Origin of the sequence: Agrobacterium rosae, assembly GCF_002915175.1 — a bacterium.
Taxonomy (GTDB): domain Bacteria; phylum Pseudomonadota; class Alphaproteobacteria; order Rhizobiales; family Rhizobiaceae; genus Agrobacterium; species Agrobacterium rosae.
This window is the reverse complement of record NZ_NXEJ01000007.1, coordinates 276,908-296,809: the sequence shown is the minus strand read 5'-3', so window position 1 is coordinate 296,809 and position 19,902 is coordinate 276,908. Positions and strand designations below refer to the sequence as shown.

Here is a 19,902-nt window from a genome sequence, read left to right as displayed (position 1 = left end):
CCGCATCATCAGCGTGCGGTATTTTCCGTTGCCTTTAGAACAAAGCGCGGCCCAAGGCCAGCCCGGCGAAGATCGCGGCGAAAGAAACGAGAAGACTTGCGCCGAGATAAAGCGCCGAAAGTCCTATTTCCCCGCGTTCGAACAGCACCACAGCGTCAAGTGTGAAAGACGACCATGTGGTGAAACCGCCAATGACCCCGGTCACGAGAAGGACCCGCATTTCCGAAGAGGCATCGAACCGACGCGCAATGACCTCTACCGTGAGGCCAATCAGAAAGGCACCGACAACGTTGACAGTCAACGTACCCCAGGGAAAATTGGGACCAGCCAACCGGACGCTCCACACACCCACAAGATACCGCGCAATTGAGCCGATTGCACCGCCTATGGCAACAAGCGCAATATTCAGCATGAGAGTCCTCCGGTTGATATGCTTTTCTCTACGACAAAGAGACGCGAAGCGGAATTCCAGAACGCCTGGGCTTTGGTAAAAATTGCATTTTTCAAATTGTTAAAACTTCACTCAAACGCAACCACTGGATTTAATTGGGAATACATTCGCCGGTGATAGCTTGGTTCAATTCAGGCATAGGAGGGTGATCGTATGGTGCAAGTTTTGACAGTTTCGGCGACCACCGCCGGTTATGTCTCAGATAGCATCAAATCCGTACAGCGCCCGTCCAGAAAAACAGAGGTCGAGCAAGCGGTGCGCGAGCTTGCGCGCAAGACCGGACGAAGTGAAGAAACTCAGATAAATGCAATGACGGCTGTGGTGGGACAGCCAGCACTCTCGCTTCATTTTCTGACTGCCGGAAAACATCAAAATCCGCAGGCCACTCTCGAAGAGGTCATAGAAGCCTATGAGGAAAACAAGACCGCATCTGAGTAGAGCGTTCAGTCTGGTGTCAGCCAGTGGGTAAAGGCTTCCAATCGATGTCAATCGGGAGCCACCTTATGAAAATCGCTTCGACACATATACTCGCCGCAACAGCTGCCTTGTTTATTGCGGTGCCCGCCTTTGCGGCAACGACAATCAAAGTCACCGAAAACGGCGAGGCTGGACAGCCGATGACGCTGATCATCGACAAACCAACCGTCAAAGCTGGCAGCGCGACATTCATCGTGCACAACGATGCCATGTCGGAAGAGCATGAGATGGTTCTCGTGAAACTGAAAACTGCTGACGAGACGATTCCAGTTGATGCGGCTAAGAACCGCGTCGATGAGAAGAAGCTCAAAAGCCTCGGCGAGGTTTCGGATTTGAAGCCCGGAAAGAACGGGACACTGAAAGCCAAGCTCACCCCAGGTAGCTATCTTCTGTTCTGCAACATCAAAGGCCATTACGCGGCTGGAATGCAGGCCAAACTCACGGTCACGAAATAAAACGGATTTCGATCAATGACTGCCGGATCATGTCATGATCCGGCAGTCTCTTTTTTTAGTTATGATTATGTGTCTGATCCCCGCCCTTGGCCGATCCGACCTCGATCACGACATCCACTTTGCCAGCCTTCTCAAAGGTCAGCGTAGCAGGAACCTTGTCGCCTTCGGCAAAGGGTTTCTTCACATTGAAGAACATGAAGTGCAGACCACCGGGCGTAAGCTCCACAGTCTTGCCAGCGGGAATGACGATACCCTCATTCAGCTTGCGCATTTTCATCACATCATTGACCATGGCCATTTCGTGAATTTCAGAACGACCGGCAAGCGGCGTTTCCACCGATATCAACCGATCATCGGACGAGCCGTCATTCTTGATCGTAACGAAACCACCACCGACGGGCTGTCCAGGCAGCATGGCCTTAGCAATAGCGCCCGAAAGCTCGAGATCGCCCGCTTTTACGACATCTGCGGCATGCTCACCCGCACCGTGATTGTGAGTGGAATGATCGTGTTCCTGCCCCTCGCCCGTTGCTTGTTTCGCAACGATCTTGATCGTCGGTGCCGGGTTCTTCAGCGAATGTGCGTCCTGCCCCTTAGCGGCAATCTCATCCCAGTTTGCCGTGCCCTTGTCTCCGCAAACTTGCGTGACCTTGAATGGTAAGTCGGTACCGGCATCCAAGCCTGAAATTTTGCCCTGCACGTTGAACGTATCGTAAAAGGCATCCGGCAGATCGCCGCCGGTCCAGCGAATTTCAATCGGCCCGCTTTTTACTTCCTTGCCGTGGTTCATATAGCTCTTCTTGTAATCATCCTTGATGATCTCGATGTCCCAACCGGCTTTCGGCTGTGGCTTTGCGGAAATGAAACCTTCCGGCAATTGTATGCGCACTTCAGTCGTAGCAAGGCCGCCATCGCAGCCATGCGGCACCTGAAGGGCAGCAACGATGGTGCTTTCCTGCTCGGCGGTCGGGTTGACGAAGCTGGTATGGGCAAAGGCCGGGACGGCGGAAACGGATGCCAGCACGGTGGCGCAGAGTGTGACGTTACGAATATTCATTTTTTGATCCTCTCGACTGGTGCTCTTCAAGCATCGCCAGTCGCGTTTTGCGGTCGTTATACGGTTGAGGGATCAAAGAATGATAGGCGGCGCACGGGCTTTGGCGGGCTGGTCATCGACGTGATGCGCGAGTGAGACGTAGCGCGCTGGCCGATTATCCAGCCAAGCAAAATGCGCCCTCATCCACGAGTTCATATCCGGTGTGGGCAGAAGAATCGATGAGGCGAGAAGGCAGGCTTCGCAAAAGAGCGATGGCATGCCCGAGTGGTCAGTGTTGCTCTTCCCGTGCGTCGCTGCTTCGAGACCCGCATGTCCCTCGCAAATCTCGGCAAAACTTCCATCCGGAAGGCGATAGGCTTCTTCGAAAGCCATGGAAGGTGCCCCGACCGCTACCATCGGCTTGTGAGCAAAACCAAGCGACAGCATCAGCGTGGCACAGAAGATGCGCAGAAGGCCTGTAGCTGATATGCTTTGCTTGCTCGTGGAAACTCTCATGACACGAAGCGATATCCCGGTTTTTGCTGTAAATCAAAGTGCAATTGCAGGCGAGCGGAACCGCTGCAATCAAAGCCACGTTCTTTCCTCAGTCAAAGACAGTGAGGAGACCATCCCATGCCTGCAAAATCCAAAGCACAACAGAAAGCTGCCGGTGCAGCGCTGGCCGCAAAACGTGGCGACATGCCGAAGTCGCGTTTACAAGGAGCTTCAAAAACCATGGCTAAGTCCATGACGGAAAGAGAACTTGAGGATATGGCATCGACCAAACACAAGAAACTGCCTGAAAAGAAAGACGGGTGATGGGCTTCACAAGCCCGCCATTTTGGAGAAGCCCTGCCAAATCGTCCAATGGCGCAAGCTGAACAAAAAACTGTTTGACTGCGTCATTTGGTCCTTGCCAAGAAACTGGCTAAGCAGATAATGAACTTCCATCCCGCTGGGAGACACCGCCTTACGGCGGGGCCGAAGGAGCAACCGCCCCGGAAACTCTCAGGCAAAAGGACCAGCGGACGAGGACGGAACTCTGGAGAGAAGCCACCCTGTATAAGGACGGCTCGCCGAAGGGATAACAATCTCAGGCGACAAGGACAGAGGGGGCTCTTGAACCCGACGCTTTAAATAGCGTCATGACATGAGCCCGCGCGACATCGCGTAACCCTGGAGGCGTCCTTGGCCGATACAGCCGAGTTACAAGTCACCCCACTTCATTCTTTGCACGTGTCCCTTGGCGCTCGCATGGTGCCCTTTGCAGGATATGACATGCCGGTGCAGTATCCTGCAGGCGTGATGAAGGAGCATTTGCACACCCGCACGTCTGCTGGCTTGTTCGACGTTTCCCATATGGGTCAGGTCCTCGTGAAGGCGAAGTCCGGCAAGGTCGAAGACGCCGCATTGGCTCTCGAAAAGCTGGTTCCCGTCGATATCCTCGGCCTGAAGGAAGGCCGTCAGCGCTACGGCTTCTTCACGGATGAGAATGGCGGCATTCTGGATGACCTGATGATCACCAACCGTGGCGATCACCTCTTCGTCGTCGTCAACGCTGCCTGCAAGGACGCCGATCTTGCGCATATGAAAGCGCATCTTTCCGATAGCTGCGATATCACGTTGCTCGAAGACCGCGCGCTCATCGCTCTTCAGGGACCACGCGCCGAGGCCGTTTTGGCGGAACTCTGGGCTGGCGTTTCGGCCATGAAATTCATGGATGTGCGTGAGATTCCGCTGCTCGACGTGCTCTGCATCGTCTCCCGTTCCGGCTATTCCGGCGAAGACGGTTTTGAAATTTCCGTTCCATCCGACAAGGCCGAGTTCATTGCGAAGGCGTTGCTGGAGCATCCCGATTGCGAAGCCATCGGTCTTGGTGCCCGCGATAGCCTCCGTCTCGAGGCGGGACTTTGCCTCTATGGCAACGACATCGACACCACGACTTCCCCCATCGAAGCCTCAATCGAGTGGGCGATCCAGAAAGCACGCCGCACCGGCGGTGATCGCGAAGGCGGTTTTCCGGGTGCGCAGCGCATTCTGGGTGAGTTTGCCAACGGAATCGCCCGCCGCCGTGTTGGCCTGAAGCCGGAAGGCAAAGCCCCGGTTCGCGGCCACGCCAAGCTTTTTGCCGATGCCGAAGGCAGCAAAGAGATCGGTGAAGTCACATCCGGCGGCTTTGGACCGACGGTCGAAGGCCCGGTCGCGATGGGTTATGTTCCGAAAGAATTCGCAACGCCCGGCACAGCCATTTTCGCGGAAGTCCGCGGCAAGTATCTGCCAATGGCTGTTGCCGCCCTGCCCTTTATCACTCCCACTTACAAACGCTAATTTCCGGAGAGACCAATGCTGAAATTTACTCAAGAACACGAGTGGCTGAAGATTGAAGGCGATGTTGCCACCGTTGGCATCACAACGCATGCTGCCGAGCAGCTGGGCGATCTGGTCTTTGTCGAGCTGCCGGAAGTTGGCGCGACCTTCTCCAAGGACGGCGATGCCGCAACCGTTGAAAGCGTAAAGGCTGCTTCCGACGTCTATTGTCCGCTGGATGGCGAGATCACCGAAATCAATCAGGCCATCGTGGATGACCCATCGCTGGTCAACTCCGACCCACAGGGTGCCGGCTGGTTCTTCAAGCTCAAGCTTTCCAACGCGTCTGACGCCGATGCGCTGCTGGATGAAGCAGCCTATAAGGAGCTTATTGCGTAATGACGACTCCCACAGAGTTCCATTTCACCGACTACCAGCCCTATGACTTTGCCAACCGGCGTCATATCGGCCCGTCGCCGTCGGAAATGACGGATATGTTGAAGGTGATCGGTTACAACAGCCTCGACGCTCTCATCGACGCGACCGTGCCATCCTCCATCCGCCAGAAGGCACCGCTTGCCTGGGGTGCTGCGCTGACGGAGCGCGAGGCGCTGGACCGTCTTCGCGAAACCGCTAACAAGAACAAGGTTCTGACATCGCTCATCGGTCAGGGCTATTACGGCACCATCACGCCGCCGGTCATCCAGCGCAACATTCTGGAAAACCCGGCCTGGTACACGGCCTATACGCCGTACCAGCCTGAAATATCGCAGGGTCGTCTGGAAGCGCTGCTAAACTTCCAGACCATGATTTCCGACCTGACCGGTCTTGACGTCGCAAATGCCTCGCTGCTGGATGAAGCAACGGCTGCCGCCGAAGCCATGGCCATGTGCCAGCGCGTGGCGAAGTCGAAGGCGACGGCCTTCTTCGTGGACGCCAATTGCCACCCGCAGACGATTGCGCTGATCGAAACCCGCGCAGCGCCGCTCGGCTGGAATGTCATCGTCGGCAATCCCTTCACAGATCTCGACCCCGTTGATGTCTTTGGTGCGCTGTTCCAATATCCCGGCACGCATGGCCATGTGAATGATTTCACCGGCCTGATTTCCCGTCTGCACCAGACTGGTGCGATTGCCGCTGTTGCAACAGACCTGCTGGCGCTGACGCTTCTGAAATCTCCCGGCGAAATGAGTGCGGATATCGCGATCGGCTCATCGCAGCGTTTCGGCGTTCCCGTTGGTTACGGCGGTCCACACGCGGCATTCATGGCCGTCAAGGACGCAATCAAGCGTTCAATGCCCGGCCGTCTCGTCGGCGTATCCGTCGATGCGCGCGGCAACCGTGCCTATCGCCTGTCGCTCCAGACGCGCGAGCAGCATATCCGCCGTGAAAAGGCGACGTCCAACATCTGCACCGCACAGGTGCTGCTGGCCGTTATGGCCTCCATGTATGGCGTATTCCACGGCCCGCAGGGCATCAAGGCCATTGCTCAGCAGACCCACCAGAAGGCCGTGCTGATGGCCAAGGGTCTGGAGAAGCTCGGCTTCGTCATCGAGCCCGAAACCTTCTTCGACACGATCACTGTCGATGTCGGCCACATGCAGGCGCTGATCCTGCGCGCAGCCGTCGCCGAAGGCGTCAACCTGCGCAAGGTCGGCTCCACCAAGATCGGCATGAGCCTTGACGAGCGCACGCGCCCGGCAACGCTAGAATCCGTCTGGCGTGCTTTCGGTGGCAACTTCTCGATTTCGGACTTTGAGCCGGACTATCGATTGCCCAAAAACCTATTGCGCACAACGCAATACATGACGCACCCGATATTCCACATGAACCGCGCCGAAAGCGAGATGACCCGTTACATCCGTCGTCTTTCGGACCGCGATCTGGCGCTCGACCGCTCCATGATCCCGCTTGGTTCCTGCACCATGAAGCTGAACGCGACAGCGGAAATGCTGCCGATCACATGGCCGGAATTTTCCGACATTCACCCCTTCGTGCCAGCCGATCAGGCGCTGGGCTACAAGGAGATGATCGATGATCTCTCCACCAAGCTTTGCCAGGTCACCGGCTACGACGCCTTCTCCATGCAGCCGAATTCCGGTGCGCAGGGCGAATATGCGGGCCTATTGACCATCCGCAACTATCACCTTGCACGCGGTGATGCCCATCGCGACGTCTGCCTCATTCCAACCTCTGCACACGGCACCAACCCTGCCTCCGCGCAGATGGTCGGCATGCGCGTGGTGCCAGTGAAGGTAAGAGAGAACGGCGATATCGATATCGAAGATTTCCGTGCAAAAGCAACACAATATGCGGAAAACCTCTCGTGCTGCATGATCACCTATCCGTCGACCCATGGCGTGTTTGAAGAGACCGTTCGCGAGATTTGTGACATCACCCACGAACACGGCGGTCAGGTCTATCTCGACGGTGCCAACATGAACGCCATGGTCGGTCTGTCCCGTCCGGGCGATATCGGCTCCGACGTGTCGCACCTTAACCTGCACAAGACCTTCTGCATTCCGCATGGCGGCGGCGGTCCGGGCATGGGTCCGATTGGCGTCAAGGCGCATCTTGCTCCTTACCTGCCCGGTCATCCGGCCAGCGACGGACGCACGGGTGCGGTTTCGGCGGCACCTTTCGGCTCGCCATCGATCCTGCCGATCTCCTGGAGCTACTGCCTGATGATGGGCGGTGAAGGACTGACGCAGGCAACCAAGGTTGCGATCCTCAACGCCAACTACATCGCCGCAAGGCTGAAGGGTGCCTACGACGTGCTCTACAAGTCCGAAGCCGGACGTGTGGCGCATGAGTGCATCATCGACACCCGCCCGCTCAACGAGAGCTGCGGTGTGACGGTGGACGATGTGGCAAAGCGTCTGATCGACTGCGGCTTCCACGCACCGACCATGAGCTGGCCAGTTGCCGGCACGCTGATGATCGAGCCGACAGAATCCGAGCCCAAGGCTGAACTCGACCGCTTCTGCGATGCCATGCTGGCCATCCGTCAGGAAGCCCGCGATATCGAGGAAGGTCGATCCGACAAGACCAACAACCCGCTGAAGAACGCGCCCCACACGGTGGAAGACCTCGTTGGAAACTGGGATCGTCCCTACTCCCGCGAACAGGCCTGTTACCCACCCGGCGCGTTCCGCGTGGACAAATATTGGTCGCCGGTCAACCGCGTCGACAACGTCTATGGCGACCGCAACCTCATCTGCACCTGCCCGCCGATGAGCGAGTATGCGGAAGCTGCGGAGTAAAGGTTGATAATACAAAAGGCCCGGGGCGATCCGGGCCTTTTTATTTGAACTCAAGTTGATGTCTTTAACGCGTCAACTGAATGTCGGCGGTAACAACCGTTGGCCCACCAGCACCATCCTTATCGGTTGTGCGCAAACGCAGACCATTGTTACCAACCTTCGTGATGGTCATTGCCGCTGCCTTGTCACCATTGATGACGCGCTTCCATGTAATAGCGAGGTTGATGGAGTTGCCGCTGCGGCTGCCAGCTAGTGCCGAAGGTATCCCGGATGGTCCAACGTAATTCCCGCGGTAGCGCGTACCGGACGCGTTCAAATCGGCGGATATGGCGCGACGGATAACGAGCAGTCCACGGCATGTCCCGTTCATACGCAATGAGGCACCTGACGTGGTTGAGTCGAAGGTGCAGTTGACGTTGATGGGCTTGGAGCCGATCTTAGTCGTAACGGTACCAGAACCCTTCCAGCTGCCTTTCAGCGAAGAAAGAAATTGGCTTTCATCAGCCATGGCCGGCGGTGCCATCAATGCTGTCGCGAGTGCTACGATAGAAATCATTTTGCATGTCATTCGCGTGTTCCTTGTGTGTGGAAACCGAACGTCCCGCCTCGCCAATTGTTCCTCTGCGCAGATTGTTATGAGCCAAAGCAACCTAAACCGGGTCGGCGCGTTTCTCGCCAGCTTCAACCACCGTCCCGGAGAGCTTTCCATGACAACGCTCACAGCGCCTATCGATGCCAGCGGTCACTCTCTCGGGAAATCCCCGGGGAGCGGCATATCTGACCGCTCGCTTTTTGCACTTGCCATTCTCAACTTCTTTCTTGCGGATGCACGGGACGGACTAGGCCCGTTTCTGGATGCATTCCTCGCCACCAATGGCTGGTCGGCCATGCAGCTCGGCGTCATCGCCACGGTCGGTGGTCTCGTTGGGTTGGCAGCGACGCCGCTTTGTGGAGCGTTGGTGGATGGCTCAACCTGGAAACGAACACTGATTGCCGTGCCTGTCGTGCTGGTTACGATCGGCGCGCTCATAACGTTGATGTTCACAAACGAAGCCGTTGTCTGGACAGGCCAGATCATGACGGCCGTCGTGGGTGCCGTTGTTGGACCCGCACTCGCAGGTCTGACACTTGGGCTCGTTGGTGAACGACTGTTCTCACATCAGATTTCGCGCAACGAGTTCTGGAACCACGGCGGCAACTTTGTCTCGCTGTTCGCGACTTATGTTGCGGTAACAGCTTTCGGCGTTTCCGGTGTTATCGGCCTGATGGTCGTTACTGCGCTTGGAGCTCTGGCGGCAATCGCCGCGATTGATCCGAAGCGGATCGACCACAAGGTGGCGCGTGGGCTTGACGAAGATAAAGGCGAGCCTGGCCCGTCCGGCGTGAAGGTTCTCTTCAAGGAAAAGGGCCTGATCTTCCTGTCCATCATCCTGCTGATTTTCCACTTCGGCAATGCCCCTATGGGCCGCCTGATTGCCCAGAACTTCGCGATAGAACTGAACACACCGTTCCGCACCACGGCGATCATCACCGGCGTTGCGCAATTTGCGATGATCTTCGTGGCCGCCGCGGCGCCCTGGCTCATTCGCCGGTTTGGGCTCTCAACGGTCTTTATAATCGCGCTTCTGGCATTGCCAATCCGCGGCCTTCTCGCCGCGTCGTTCGATCAGTTCTGGGTGATCTATCCTGTGCAGTTGCTGGATGGTATCGGCGCTGGTCTGCTCGGCATTGCCACGCCGGTCGCGGTCGAACGGATACTTAAGGGAACCGGCCGTTTCAACGTGGGCCTTGCCAGCGTCATGACCGTTCAAGGTATCGGTGCGTCTCTCAGCAACGGTGTGGCAGGCTGGTTGACAACGCAAGGCGGTTACGCGCTATCACATCTCGTCGGCGGCGGTATCGCAGCCATTGCGATCGTCCTGTTCATCCTCTTCCGTCACGACATCGCACCAAGACAGGAAACAGACGGAACCTGACAATACAAAAGGAGGCCGGTTGGCCCCCTTTTGTACATTCGAGGGTGAGTATCAGCCGACAAAGGCGCGTTCGATAACAAACTCCGCAGGCTTGTTGTTTGCACCTTCCGTCAATCCCGCCTTTTCAAGCAGAACCTTCGTATCTTTCAGCATCGCAGTCGATCCGCAGATCATGCCGCGATCCACTTCTGGATCAAGCGCCGGTACACCGAGATCTGCAAACATCTTGCCGTTTTCGATCAGGTCGGTAATGCGTCCGGTGAAGGCATAATCTTCACGGGTCACGGTGGCATAATGCTTCAGCTTGTCACCAACGACTTCACTCAGGAACTCGTGGTTCTTGATTTCCTCGACCAGATCGAAGCCATATTTCAGCTCTGCGATATCGCGGCAGGTGTGGGTGAGGATGACTTCCTCGAACTTCTCGTATGTTTCCGGATCGCGGATAAGGCTTGCGAAAGGCGCAACGCCGGTTCCGGTCGAAAACATGTAGAGTCGCTTGCTGGGGGTGAGCGCATCCAGCACCAGCGTGCCTGTCGGCTTCTTGCGCATCAACACCGTATCACCTGGCTTGATGGCCTGGAGATGCGACGTCAGCGGGCCATCGGGTACCTTGATGGAGAAGAACTCTAGCTCCTCATCCCATGCCGGGCTGGCGATGGAATAGGCACGGTAGACCGGCTTGTCGCCAACCATCAGGCCAATCATCGCGAACTCACCGGAACGGAAACGGAAGCCTGCAGGACGCGTCATGCGAAAGCGAAACAGATGGTCCGTATAGTGTTCGACAGACAGCACTGTTTCGGCATAGACGCCGTCAGGGATTTTCACCGCAAATTCTTCCGTCTTGGCTGGAGCGTTCATTCTCTATCCGTCCATTTCACATGGTGTGCGACATTTTCAGGTGGGGCAATATACCATTTGCCCCGACTTTTGAAGGTATCGGAATGTCATTGGTGCTATGCGCGTAGAAATATGTATCAAAAACTCATATTTCTAGACAAGGCCTCAATTGGCTGCACGGCGGCGCCAGCTATAGCCCGGCCCATCCGCAGCAGGTTTTGCGGTCGGCTGGTAATAGACATCGATGCCCGGCAAGCGGTTTTCAGACAGACGCCGGATTGCGGTTTCATTCGTCACCGCAAAGCTGGTGAACCCGGTGCGTAGCATCAACGGCACCTGGTCGATCAGCACATCACCCACTGCCCTTACCTCTCCCTGGTAGTTGAGGCGTGAGCGCAACAGCGACACATGGCTGAAACCACGCCCATCGCCGAATGCCGGAAAGCTGACCGCGACGAGCGCGATGCGGTCGATATAGGGTCGCAGTTTCTCAACGTCATCCGCCGGTGTAACGAGAACACCAAGACCGACATCGTTGCTTTCCTCGGCACGCGCAATGAAGGCATCGAGGCCGAGGATGGCCTGTTGGCCGTCCTGCGCCTTCACCTCTTCGGTCTCGATAACCCAAGGATCGTTTTCAACGAAACCGCTCTCATTCCAGATTTTCGTCATGATGCGGTTTCCTTATGCGGCTGCGGCTGCTGCCGGATAGAGCGCTTCCTTGAAAGGCTGCGCACCAACACGGCGATAGGCTTCAAGGAACGTCTCCTCCTTCGACAGGCGCAAACCGAGATAGGTATCGACGATGGTTTCCACCGCGTCGGTCACCTTCTCGGGCTCGAAACCGCGACCGATGATCTCGCCAATAGACGAGTTCTCGTCGCCCGAGCCACCCAGCGTGATCTGGTAGAGCTCAGCACCCTTCTTTTCCACACCCAGCAGACCGATATGGCCGACATGGTGGTGGCCGCAGGCATTGATGCAGCCGGAGATCTTGATCTTTAGCTCACCAATTTCCGCCTGACGTTCCGGCGCTCCAAAACGGGTAGAGATTTCCTGAGACAGTGGAATAGAGCGCGCATTGGCCAGCGCACAATAATCCAGCCCAGGACAGGCAATGATATCCGTGATCAGGCCAGCATTTGCCGTGGCGAGACCAGCGCCGAGCAACGCACGATAGACCGGCTCCAGATCAGCCAGGGCCACATGCGGCAGAATGATATTCTGCTCGTGACTGATACGGATTTCGTCCAGCGCGTATTCTTCTGCGATATCGGCAACGATATCCATCTGCTCGTCGGACGCGTCACCCGGAATGCCACCGATGGGCTTCAGCGACACCGTCACCATGCCATAGTCCGGGTTCTGGTGCGGCTGCACATTCTGGTCCACCCATCGGGCGAAATCCGGATCGGCCTTCTTCCAGCGTGCGAGGCTTTCCCAACCTTCGGGACGCGCCTTGAGATCGGGCGATGCAAAGTACGATGTGATGGCTGCGATATCGGCATCCGGCAGTTTCAGTTCGCCGTTTTTAAGCTGAGCGAATTCCGCTTCCACCTGACGCGCCAGCTCCTCGGCACCCGTCTCATGGACGAGGATCTTGATGCGTGCCTTGTACTTGTTATCGCGGCGACCGTGCAGATTATACACCCGCATGATGGCGGTTGTGTAGGACAGCAAATCTTCTTCTGGAAGAAAATCGTTGATCTTCTTGGCGATCATCGGTGTTCTGCCCTGCCCGCCTCCGACGTAAACGGCAAAGCCGATTTCACCCTTTTCGTTCTTTTTCAGATGCAGACCAATGTCGTGGACCTGAATGGCGGCGCGATCCTTGGCGGCACCCGTAACGGCGATCTTGAACTTGCGTGGCAGGAACGAAAATTCCGGGTGAACGGACGACCATTGCCGCAGAATTTCTGCATAGGGGCGCGGGTCAGCCACTTCATCTTCGGCTGCACCGGCGAAGTGATCTGCAGTGACGTTTCGAATGCAGTTGCCGGATGTCTGCAAGGCATGCATTTCTACGCTCGCCAGCTCGGCCAGAATATCGGGCGTGTCTGCAAGGCGCGGCCAGTTATACTGAATGTTTTGACGCGTGGTGAAATGTCCGTAACCGCGGTCATACTTGCGCGCGATATGCGCCAGCATCCGCATCTGCTTGGCGTTCAATGTGCCATAGGGGATTGCGACGCGCAGCATGTAGGCATGGAGCTGTAGATAGACGCCATTCATCAAACGTAACGGCTTGAAGGCATCTTCCGCCAACTCGCCGGAAAGGCGCCGTGCTACCTGATCGCGGAATTGCTCCACGCGGCCTTGAACGAAAGCATGGTCGAACTCGTCATAGCGGTACATGGTATTCCTCAGACTGCGATAAAGTCGGCGTCGGCTGGCTTGAAACCTGCGGCGTACTGAATGGTTGGCCCTGCGGCACGGATGCGCTCACGAAGGCGCGTCGGCCATAGACGGCCAGCCTCCTCGGTCACGTCCACGATGTTCACGTCAACCACCTTATTGGCGGAAAAATCGCGCTTGCCGATTTCTTCCAGCGAGGCCTCAGCCTCTGCATGACGGGCAACAAGCGCCGACTGGAGGTCTTCGGTCCACTCACCATTGGCGTCCAGCCAAACGGCGATGCCATCACCAAGGCGATTGGCTGTGAGAACCTTGTCAACCATTTGCATACTCCTGTTTCAGACCCTGATACGTATCCGCGAGGGACAAGGCTTCGGATCTTTCGAAATTCGCACCGGCAACCGCATCGCCAATAATGACCATGACCGGACCGGTCAGTTCATTGCGATGCTCCAGATCAGGTAAATCCTTCAATGTGCCATGCATGAGGCGGCGATAGGATCGGCTGGCGTTTTCAATAACGGCAACCGTAGTGTCCGCATTGAGACCAGCATTCATAAGGCGCGTCGCGACGGATGCTGCCACGGAGCGGCCCATGTAAACAGCGATGGTGGCACCAGACACGGCAAGCCTTGCCCAATCCGGCAGGATATCGCCGGCTAGATCATGGCCGGTGGTAAAGATGAGCGACGAGGCGACACCGCGCAACGTTAGCGGTAATTCGAAATCCGCAGCAGCCGCAAAGGCCGACGTAATGCCGGGGACGATTTCATAACCGATACCCGCTTCGCGCAATGCGGACATTTCCTCTGCTGCACGGCCATAGACCAGCGGGTCGCCGGATTTCAGGCGGACAACTCTTTTGCCGTCTTGTCCGAGCGACACTAGCAGCTTGTTGATGTCCTCCTGCGACTTGGAGTGACAGCCTTTGCGTTTGCCAACGGACAGTCGCTCTGCGTCACGACGGCCCATGTCAACGATTTCCTGTGGCACCAGCGCGTCGTAAACGATGACGTCGGCCTGCATCAAAACGCGTTGCGCACGCAAGGTCAGCAAGTCCTCGGCACCCGGGCCGGCACCCACCAGCCAGACATAGCCTTCACGGCTCTCCGGCGATTGAAGAAGTTTTGCAGCTGCAATGTGGGCAGCATCTATGTCATTCAGCGCGACGGAATCCGCCACGCTACCGGTAAAGAACCGACGCCAGAAATTACGGCGAAGCGCGCCTTTGGGCACTGCCTTCTCCGCCGCGTCACGGTATTCGACCGCAAGCCGCGCCAAACGACCAAGCGACGGCGCAAGCATCTGATCGATCCGCGCGCGGACCATTTGCCCCAAAACCGGTCCAGCACCTTCCGTGCAGATCGCGACCGCCAGAGGCGCGCGAGCAACGAGCCCCGGCGTGTAGAAATCGCAATAACCGGGCTGATCGACCGCGTTTGCTGGAATAGAGCGTGCGCGGGCGGCATCCACGATTTGCCGGTCGAGCGCTTCTTCACCGGTCGCAGCAAAGACGAGAACCATGCCGTCCACAAGTTCCGGTGAGAAGCCAAGCGGATGATGGGTCACTTTCCCCTGCGCAAGCAAGGCGGCGTAATCATCCTGCGGAGCATCAGCAAAAGCACAAATTTGCGCGCTGGTATTGAGAAGAAGCCGAACTTTCGCAAAAGCTTCATCGCCATTTCCAAAGACCGCCACAGACCGTCCTTCAACCTTGAAAAAGGCAGGAAATGTCGTCAGCCGATGATCGGCTTTATCTGCGGGGTCTTTAAGCATGCTCATACTATGTCCGATCCGTTGCCCGTGTTGAAGGTACAGAAATTCGCTTGCTATATTGCAGTAGATTTTTATTTCCCGACAAGGGTAGATTTGGAGGAAAAGAGACTGACGAAGCGAAATCGTCACACTGTTGTAATTCCACCTATTTTCTACCAATTCTCTATACTTTTATCGTGATTCTCGCCTTGGATGCGACTTGGCCGCCAGCCCCTTAACGACAGGAAAATACCTTGACTGAACTGACAATAGCATCTCGACTGCTCCACGTCATCGAGAACGATATACTGCCGCTCACCACGCGCGGCGTCTCACTCGGCAACAAGGTTTTTGGCGCAGCTATTTTGCGCAAGTCTGACCTCTCGCTGGTCATTGCCGAAACCAACAACGAGCTGGAAAATCCGCTTTGGCACGGCGAGGTTCATACGCTGAAAGGCTTCCATGAATTGGGCGAAAAACCTGATACGAAAGACCTGATCTTTTTATCGACCCATGAACCCTGCACGATGTGCATGTCGGCCATCACTTGGGCGGGTTTCGATAATTTCTATTCCTTTTTCAGCCATGAAGATTCCCGCGATGCCTTCGCCATTCCCCATGATCTGAAGATTCTGAAAGAGGTGTTCGGTCTGGAGCCGGGTGGTTATCGCCGCAGTAACGCGTTCTGGAACTCTTATTTCATTTCCGATCTGGTGGAAAACGAAGACGCGCCGTTAAAAACAGAGCTGAAAGAGCAGACGGCGCGCATCAAGGCAGCCTATGATGCCCTGTCGGTAAACTACCAGTCGTCCAAGGCTGAAAACAATATTCCACTGAACTGAAAACGCGCCAGAAAGACACATCACACATGGAAGCCTCGAAAGACATTTCCCGCCTCATCGAGATCATGGAGGCGCTGCGGCAGCCGGAGACGGGCTGCCCATGGGATATCGTGCAGACATTCGAGACCATCAAACCCTACACGGTCGAAGAAGCCTATGAAGTTGCCGACGCCATCGAGCGCAACGACATGGACGATCTTTGCGACGAGCTTGGAGATCTCCTGCTACAGGTGGTGTTCCATTCCCGTATCGCGCAGGAGATGGGCGAATTTTCATTTGGTGACGTCGTTCATGCCGTAACCTCCAAAATGATCCGCCGTCATCCCCATGTCTTTGCCAAATCGGATGCCGATACGCCTGAATCGGTGAAAATACAGTGGGACGTCATAAAGGCGCAGGAAAAACGCGACCGGGCACAACGCCGCGCTCAGCGTGGCACCGGTGAGGATACCAAGGTGGGTTTTCTGGGCTCCATCCAGCGCACACAACCGGCGCTGACCGAGGCATTGAAACTTCAGGAACAGGCCGCACGCGTCGGCTTTGACTGGTCAGCGCCAGAACCCATTCTCGATAAGATCGAGGAGGAAATCAGAGAGCTGCGCGAAGCACTTGAGGACGGAAAGCCGGAAAAGGTTTCCGACGAACTGGGCGATCTGATCTTTGCGCTTGTCAACATCGGCCGCCATGTGAAGGTCGACCCCGAAAATGCGCTGAGAGGCACCAACACGAAGTTCCGCCGTCGTTTTCGCCACATAGAAACGACACTGGCTGAAAATGGCGAGACGCTGGAAGCGGCAACGTTGGACCGCATGGAGCAACTATGGCAGGCGGCGAAGGATATCGAACGGCAGATAGTCGACTGACGGGCTCGTCAGATCATCAGCCAGCGTGACGCGCAGGGTTCAATAATGCCGGATTTCTTTCAAAGTCTTCCGCATTGTAAACCGTCAGTCGATCACGCCCCGTCGCTTTCGAAGCATAGAGCGCCGTATCGGCCATTTTCATGAGAGCATGCGGAGTGCATGTTTTATCCGTGCACACCGCAAGCCCCATGCTCAACGTCGCGGCAACTTTTTGATCGTCGATGGAGTGCTTTATGGAGCTCACGAGCTGGCGAACACTTTCGGCGAGTGTGGAAGCTTCCCCCTCGCCCGTTGCCGGCATAAACAGGATGAACTCTTCACCGCCAAAGCGCGCAAAGCTGTCATTGGGTCGAACGCGCGCAGATAGCTCCTGCGCCACCCGCGCCAGCACTTCATCACCTGCAAAATGGCCAAAGCCATCATTGATGCGTTTGAAATGATCAATGTCTATCATGACAATCGCATCGCCCTGACGCATCTGCTGCGGCAGACGGGTGGAGAACGACCGTCTGTTGAGAACGCCTGTCAGCACATCGAGATCGGCAAGCCGTTTCAACCCCTCCTCCGCGCGCTCCTTGACCAAGGCGAGAACAAAGACTGCGATTGCGAAGTGGCAAACAATGGAGACAAAAAACGCGTTTCGCGACGAGACCAACGCCACATCAGGGAAAAGAACACCAAGGACGACGAGCGCGCTCAGTAGCGCCGCAAAACCAATTGTTGCTGCGAGAGCTCGTCGAACCGGAAGCGGTTCTATAACACGATCGAAGAAAACGGTGCAGGCAGCAGCGAGAAGCAACAAGGCGGCCGTGGACTGCATGGCGGTGGTTCGAGCTGTCGTAAACTCGTAAAGACCAGTGACGAATAGCGTAACACAGACGATCACCGGAAAACACAATATCAACCATTCGCGGCGTCGGCTTGTCTGCGTGCTGATACGGCACATTCCGATCCAAAATATCGAGTACCCCACCAGACCGGCGAAGGTGCCTGCGAGTGCCAGGCTATGCTCATAATCGGTAAAAACCTTGCCGATACTGACAAGCGTTGACGCCGTTGCAACCAGGAAAAATCCAACTGCTAAAAAACCCAGTCCGACGCTCTCGCGCGATTGAGAGCGCACATAGAGAAAGCACAGTGCAGCCACGAAGAAAGATAGCTTGTGGAGCAGCAGGACTGTGGGCAGATCCAAGGGTTGAAACATTTTAGCAAGCTCGTATGAATTAGAGGACAATATCACACGGCTCTGATTACTAAACCCTAACAAAAAGGGGGCTATCGGTTGCATAAAAACGCATAACCGATATGCGCAATCCAATTTATCTAAATCAGAGAAAACATTTTCGCGATTGATGGAATGCTTTTTTTAAAAGTGCACGCAGCCGAGGTTGGGTTATTCTTCCCAGTCCTCGACTTCCGACTTCTGCACCTTGCCCAAACGACGCTCAAGTTCCAGCGCCTGCGCTTCTGACAGCCGCACGTCCAACGTTACGGAGCCGTCTTCATTGTCTTCGCGCCCGTCTACGATCGCATTGTTGTAAACCCACGACAGAAATTGCAGTTGCTCGACATTCAAGACGATTGTCGTCTCCATCAGAACGCCGGAAAGACGCCGTGATATCTCATCCATGAGGACGTCGACACCCTCGCCGGTAATGGCAGACACAGCACGCACATTCGCACGACCTTCAGCATTATGAAGGATAGCATCGTGCGCCTCCAGATCAAGCCTGTCGACCTTGTTCCAGACCTCGATCAGCCGCTCGTCCGCGACTTTCTCATCGATGCCGAGATCGTTGAGAATACGCATGACATCTGCGGACTGCGCGCTGTTATCAGGATCGGACATATCCCTGACGTGAAGGATGAGGTCGGCTTCCAGCACTTCTTCTAGCGTCGCGCGGAAAGCGGCAACCAGATGGGTCGGGAGGTCCGAGATGAAACCGACCGTATCGGAAAGGATGACAGTGCGGCCATGCGGCAGCTTCATGCGACGAAGCGTAGGATCGAGAGTGGCGAAAAGCATGTCTTCGGCCAGCACGCCTGCACCGGTAATGCGGTTGAACAGCGTCGATTTCCCTGCGTTTGTATAGCCAACAAGCGCAACAATCGGATGCGGTACTTTGCGACGTTTGGCGCGGTGAAGCTGGCGGGTTCTAACCACCTGTTCCAGCTCTTTTTCGAGCTTTACGATGCGGTCTTGCAGCAGGCGGCGGTCGGCCTCAATCTGTGTTTCACCGGGACCACCCATAAAGCCCGCACCACCGCGCTGGCGTTCAAGGTGGGTCCAGCTTCTGACCAAGCGGCCCTTCTGGTAATTCAGGTGGGCAAGATCGACCTGAAGCGTGCCTTCCTTGGTCGAAGCGCGACGGCCGAAAATTTCAAGGATAAGACCGGTGCGGTCGATGACCTTCGCGTTCCATTCTTTTTCGAGATTGCGCTGCTGAACCGGCGTCAACGGATGATCAATAATGACCAGACCGGAATTGGTTTCTTCCAGCAGGTGTTTGATTTCCTCAATCTTGCCACTGCCGAAAAGCGTGGCTGGGCGCGGCTGATTGACGGGAACGATCAGTCCCCCGGAAATATGCAGATCAATGGCGAGCGCCAGACCTTTGGCTTCCTCAAGCTTGGCTTCCATCGAACGGAGTGGCGTCGTAGCCGAGGCTTCTTTCGGGGGGCGACCCTGCTTCAGAACGGGGATGATGACCACTGCGCGCATGTCATCCCGGTGCTTTTCCTGTTCCGGGATAATGGATTCGTTCGATGTGTCGCGTGTAGAAATGTGCCCGCACCTTTCGAGTGTCAGTTGAAACCGCCAGAAAATCTCATGGCGCATAGACTGCAAAACAACGGTCCCGTCCTACGGTTCCGTTGTCTGCTACAGCATAGTGTGAATGATGGCTAAAAGACAGCCGTGCCGCCTTAAGCAGCGCCCTCTTCCGACTCGAACATCTGCATCGGCTGGCCAGGCATGATGGTCGAGATCGCGTGCTTATAGACGAGCTGGGAGTGACCATCGCGGCGAAGAAGAACGCAGAAATTGTCGAAGGATGTAACAACGCCAGTCAGCTTGACGCCGTTGATAAGGAAAATAGTCAGCGAAATCTTCTGCTTGCGAACTGTGTTCAGGAAAAGATCTTGCAGGTTTTGAGAACGTTCCGCCATGGCGCCGATTCTTTCTTTTTTGCCCGGATGGGAGACCGGGAAATAAACAATCAATAATAGGATCGGTTGAACGTAGTCCCCCTGTCAGCCGATCAGCAACTCTGGTATCAA

The 19,902-nt window shown here is 56.0% G+C and carries 21 protein-coding genes and 1 riboswitch; of the genes, 9 read left to right on the top strand and 12 right to left on the bottom strand.

The window, feature by feature from the left end; all coding sequences use genetic code 11:
* Positions 1 to 34: 34 nt before the first annotated feature.
* Complete coding sequence (gene crcB, locus CPJ18_RS15865) at positions 35 to 412, bottom strand: fluoride efflux transporter CrcB (RefSeq protein ID WP_103584051.1); 378 nt, start codon at positions 410 to 412, stop codon at positions 35 to 37.
* A 192-nt stretch (positions 413 to 604) separates the two neighbouring features.
* Here crcB and CPJ18_RS15860 point away from each other — a divergent pair, with 192 nt between their 5' ends.
* Entirely contained in the window at positions 605 to 889 is a 285-nt protein-coding gene (locus CPJ18_RS15860) for a hypothetical protein (protein WP_103659310.1), read from the top strand.
* 65 nt (positions 890 to 954) lie between these two features.
* Positions 955 to 1,383, top strand: a complete 429-nt coding sequence (locus CPJ18_RS15855) for a plastocyanin/azurin family copper-binding protein (RefSeq protein ID WP_103659309.1) — start codon at positions 955 to 957, stop codon at positions 1,381 to 1,383.
* Between the two features lie 55 nt (positions 1,384 to 1,438).
* Here the strand turns inward: CPJ18_RS15855 and CPJ18_RS15850 are convergent, their stop codons facing one another.
* Together CPJ18_RS15850 and CPJ18_RS15845 are read right to left on the bottom strand one after the other, a co-directional pair.
* Positions 1,439 to 2,440, bottom strand: a complete 1,002-nt coding sequence (locus CPJ18_RS15850) for a copper chaperone PCu(A)C domain-containing protein (protein WP_103659308.1) — start codon at positions 2,438 to 2,440, stop codon at positions 1,439 to 1,441.
* A gap of 72 nt (positions 2,441 to 2,512) precedes the next feature.
* Complete coding sequence (locus CPJ18_RS15845) at positions 2,513 to 2,935, bottom strand: DUF2946 domain-containing protein (RefSeq protein WP_103659307.1); 423 nt, start codon at positions 2,933 to 2,935, stop codon at positions 2,513 to 2,515.
* 117 nt (positions 2,936 to 3,052) lie between these two features.
* On the opposite strand from CPJ18_RS15845, the gene CPJ18_RS15840 reads away from it, so the two are divergent.
* From CPJ18_RS15840 to gcvP, 4 genes are all read left to right on the top strand, one after another.
* Positions 3,053 to 3,238: a DUF3008 family protein gene (locus CPJ18_RS15840; protein ID WP_103659306.1), complete on the top strand. Its 186-nt coding sequence runs from the start codon at positions 3,053 to 3,055 to the stop codon at positions 3,236 to 3,238.
* Between the two features lie 127 nt (positions 3,239 to 3,365).
* Positions 3,366 to 3,453: riboswitch (glycine riboswitch) on the top strand.
* A gap of 154 nt (positions 3,454 to 3,607) precedes the next feature.
* Complete coding sequence (gene gcvT / locus CPJ18_RS15835) at positions 3,608 to 4,747, top strand: glycine cleavage system aminomethyltransferase GcvT (RefSeq protein ID WP_103659305.1); 1,140 nt, start codon at positions 3,608 to 3,610, stop codon at positions 4,745 to 4,747.
* 15 nt (positions 4,748 to 4,762) lie between these two features.
* Positions 4,763 to 5,125 (top strand): glycine cleavage system protein GcvH, encoded by a 363-nt coding sequence (gene gcvH, locus CPJ18_RS15830; protein ID WP_045230457.1) that lies wholly within the window; start codon positions 4,763 to 4,765, stop codon positions 5,123 to 5,125.
* The gene (gcvP, locus tag CPJ18_RS15825; protein WP_077100801.1) at positions 5,125 to 7,989 is read left to right on the top strand and encodes an aminomethyl-transferring glycine dehydrogenase; all 2,865 of its coding nucleotides are present in this window, start codon (positions 5,125 to 5,127) and stop codon (positions 7,987 to 7,989) included. Before gcvH ends, gcvP begins: the two co-directional genes overlap by 1 nt.
* 64 nt (positions 7,990 to 8,053) lie before the next feature.
* Here gcvP and CPJ18_RS15820 read toward each other — a convergent pair whose 3' ends face one another.
* Entirely contained in the window at positions 8,054 to 8,545 is a 492-nt protein-coding gene (locus tag CPJ18_RS15820; protein ID WP_407026470.1) for a hypothetical protein, read from the bottom strand.
* Between the two features lie 151 nt (positions 8,546 to 8,696).
* On the opposite strand from CPJ18_RS15820, the gene CPJ18_RS15815 reads away from it, so the two are divergent.
* A complete protein-coding gene (locus tag CPJ18_RS15815) occupies positions 8,697 to 9,965 on the top strand; it encodes an MFS transporter (RefSeq protein ID WP_103659353.1) in 1,269 nt (422 codons plus the stop codon).
* Between the two features lie 51 nt (positions 9,966 to 10,016).
* Here CPJ18_RS15815 and CPJ18_RS15810 read toward each other — a convergent pair whose 3' ends face one another.
* From CPJ18_RS15810 to cysG, 5 genes are all read right to left on the bottom strand, one after another.
* Positions 10,017 to 10,829 carry a ferredoxin--NADP reductase gene (locus tag CPJ18_RS15810; protein WP_103659303.1) on the bottom strand — a complete coding sequence of 271 codons (813 nt, stop codon included), beginning with the start codon at positions 10,827 to 10,829 and terminating at the stop codon, positions 10,017 to 10,019.
* Positions 10,830 to 10,973: 144 nt separating this feature from the next.
* A complete protein-coding gene (locus tag CPJ18_RS15805; protein ID WP_103659302.1) occupies positions 10,974 to 11,480 on the bottom strand; it encodes a DUF934 domain-containing protein in 507 nt (168 codons plus the stop codon).
* Positions 11,481 to 11,492: 12 nt separating this feature from the next.
* Entirely contained in the window at positions 11,493 to 13,163 is a 1,671-nt protein-coding gene (locus CPJ18_RS15800; RefSeq protein ID WP_103659301.1) for a nitrite/sulfite reductase, read from the bottom strand.
* 8 nt (positions 13,164 to 13,171) lie between these two features.
* Positions 13,172 to 13,486 (bottom strand): DUF2849 domain-containing protein, encoded by a 315-nt coding sequence (locus CPJ18_RS15795; RefSeq protein WP_077100790.1) that lies wholly within the window; start codon positions 13,484 to 13,486, stop codon positions 13,172 to 13,174.
* A complete protein-coding gene (cysG, locus tag CPJ18_RS15790; protein WP_103659352.1) occupies positions 13,479 to 14,939 on the bottom strand; it encodes a siroheme synthase CysG in 1,461 nt (486 codons plus the stop codon). Before cysG ends, CPJ18_RS15795 begins: the two co-directional genes overlap by 8 nt.
* Before the next feature lie 233 nt (positions 14,940 to 15,172).
* Between cysG and CPJ18_RS15785 the strand changes: the two genes are divergently transcribed.
* Positions 15,173 to 15,760, top strand: coding sequence for a tRNA-specific adenosine deaminase (locus CPJ18_RS15785; protein ID WP_103659300.1), 588 nt, complete (start codon positions 15,173 to 15,175; stop codon positions 15,758 to 15,760).
* Between the two features lie 26 nt (positions 15,761 to 15,786).
* Positions 15,787 to 16,623, top strand: coding sequence for a nucleoside triphosphate pyrophosphohydrolase (gene mazG / locus CPJ18_RS15780; protein WP_103659299.1), 837 nt, complete (start codon positions 15,787 to 15,789; stop codon positions 16,621 to 16,623).
* A 16-nt stretch (positions 16,624 to 16,639) separates the two neighbouring features.
* Here the strand turns inward: mazG and CPJ18_RS15775 are convergent, their stop codons facing one another.
* The 3 genes from CPJ18_RS15775 to hfq all read right to left on the bottom strand — a co-directional run bounded on the left by CPJ18_RS15775 (position 16,640) and on the right by hfq (position 19,791).
* Entirely contained in the window at positions 16,640 to 17,911 is a 1,272-nt protein-coding gene (locus CPJ18_RS15775) for a GGDEF domain-containing protein (RefSeq protein WP_103659298.1), read from the bottom strand.
* A 105-nt stretch (positions 17,912 to 18,016) separates the two neighbouring features.
* Complete coding sequence (hflX, locus tag CPJ18_RS15770) at positions 18,017 to 19,462, bottom strand: GTPase HflX (RefSeq protein WP_167397921.1); 1,446 nt, start codon at positions 19,460 to 19,462, stop codon at positions 18,017 to 18,019.
* 86 nt (positions 19,463 to 19,548) lie between these two features.
* A complete protein-coding gene (gene hfq / locus CPJ18_RS15765) occupies positions 19,549 to 19,791 on the bottom strand; it encodes an RNA chaperone Hfq (RefSeq protein WP_003496145.1) in 243 nt (80 codons plus the stop codon).
* Between the last annotated feature and the right edge of the window lie 111 nt (positions 19,792 to 19,902).

Bases quoted from the DNA above. Each gene is read 5' to 3' on its own strand.
- cysG (WP_103659352.1), bottom strand. From the start codon at position 14,939: ATGCTTAAAGACCCCGCAGATAAAGCCGATCATCGGCTGACGACATTT.
- CPJ18_RS15820 (WP_407026470.1), bottom strand. From the start codon at position 8,545: ATGATTTCTATCGTAGCACTCGCGACAGCATTGATGGCACCGCCGGCC.
- CPJ18_RS15815 (WP_103659353.1), top strand. From the start codon at position 8,697: ATGACAACGCTCACAGCGCCTATCGATGCCAGCGGTCACTCTCTCGGG.
- crcB (WP_103584051.1), bottom strand. From the start codon at position 412: ATGCTGAATATTGCGCTTGTTGCCATAGGCGGTGCAATCGGCTCAATT.
- CPJ18_RS15795 (WP_077100790.1), bottom strand. From the start codon at position 13,486: ATGGTTGACAAGGTTCTCACAGCCAATCGCCTTGGTGATGGCATCGCC.
- CPJ18_RS15775 (WP_103659298.1), bottom strand. From the start codon at position 17,911: ATGCAACCGATAGCCCCCTTTTTGTTAGGGTTTAGTAATCAGAGCCGT.
- hfq (WP_003496145.1), bottom strand. From the start codon at position 19,791: ATGGCGGAACGTTCTCAAAACCTGCAAGATCTTTTCCTGAACACAGTT.
- CPJ18_RS15810 (WP_103659303.1), bottom strand. From the start codon at position 10,829: ATGAACGCTCCAGCCAAGACGGAAGAATTTGCGGTGAAAATCCCTGAC.
- mazG (WP_103659299.1), top strand. From the start codon at position 15,787: ATGGAAGCCTCGAAAGACATTTCCCGCCTCATCGAGATCATGGAGGCG.
- CPJ18_RS15840 (WP_103659306.1), top strand. From the start codon at position 3,053: ATGCCTGCAAAATCCAAAGCACAACAGAAAGCTGCCGGTGCAGCGCTG.
- CPJ18_RS15805 (WP_103659302.1), bottom strand. From the start codon at position 11,480: ATGACGAAAATCTGGAATGAGAGCGGTTTCGTTGAAAACGATCCTTGG.
- CPJ18_RS15800 (WP_103659301.1), bottom strand. From the start codon at position 13,163: ATGTACCGCTATGACGAGTTCGACCATGCTTTCGTTCAAGGCCGCGTG.
- CPJ18_RS15845 (WP_103659307.1), bottom strand. From the start codon at position 2,935: ATGAGAGTTTCCACGAGCAAGCAAAGCATATCAGCTACAGGCCTTCTG.
- gcvH (WP_045230457.1), top strand. From the start codon at position 4,763: ATGCTGAAATTTACTCAAGAACACGAGTGGCTGAAGATTGAAGGCGAT.
- CPJ18_RS15850 (WP_103659308.1), bottom strand. From the start codon at position 2,440: ATGAATATTCGTAACGTCACACTCTGCGCCACCGTGCTGGCATCCGTT.
- hflX (WP_167397921.1), bottom strand. From the start codon at position 19,462: ATGCGCCATGAGATTTTCTGGCGGTTTCAACTGACACTCGAAAGGTGC.
- CPJ18_RS15860 (WP_103659310.1), top strand. From the start codon at position 605: ATGGTGCAAGTTTTGACAGTTTCGGCGACCACCGCCGGTTATGTCTCA.
- CPJ18_RS15855 (WP_103659309.1), top strand. From the start codon at position 955: ATGAAAATCGCTTCGACACATATACTCGCCGCAACAGCTGCCTTGTTT.
- gcvP (WP_077100801.1), top strand. From the start codon at position 5,125: ATGACGACTCCCACAGAGTTCCATTTCACCGACTACCAGCCCTATGAC.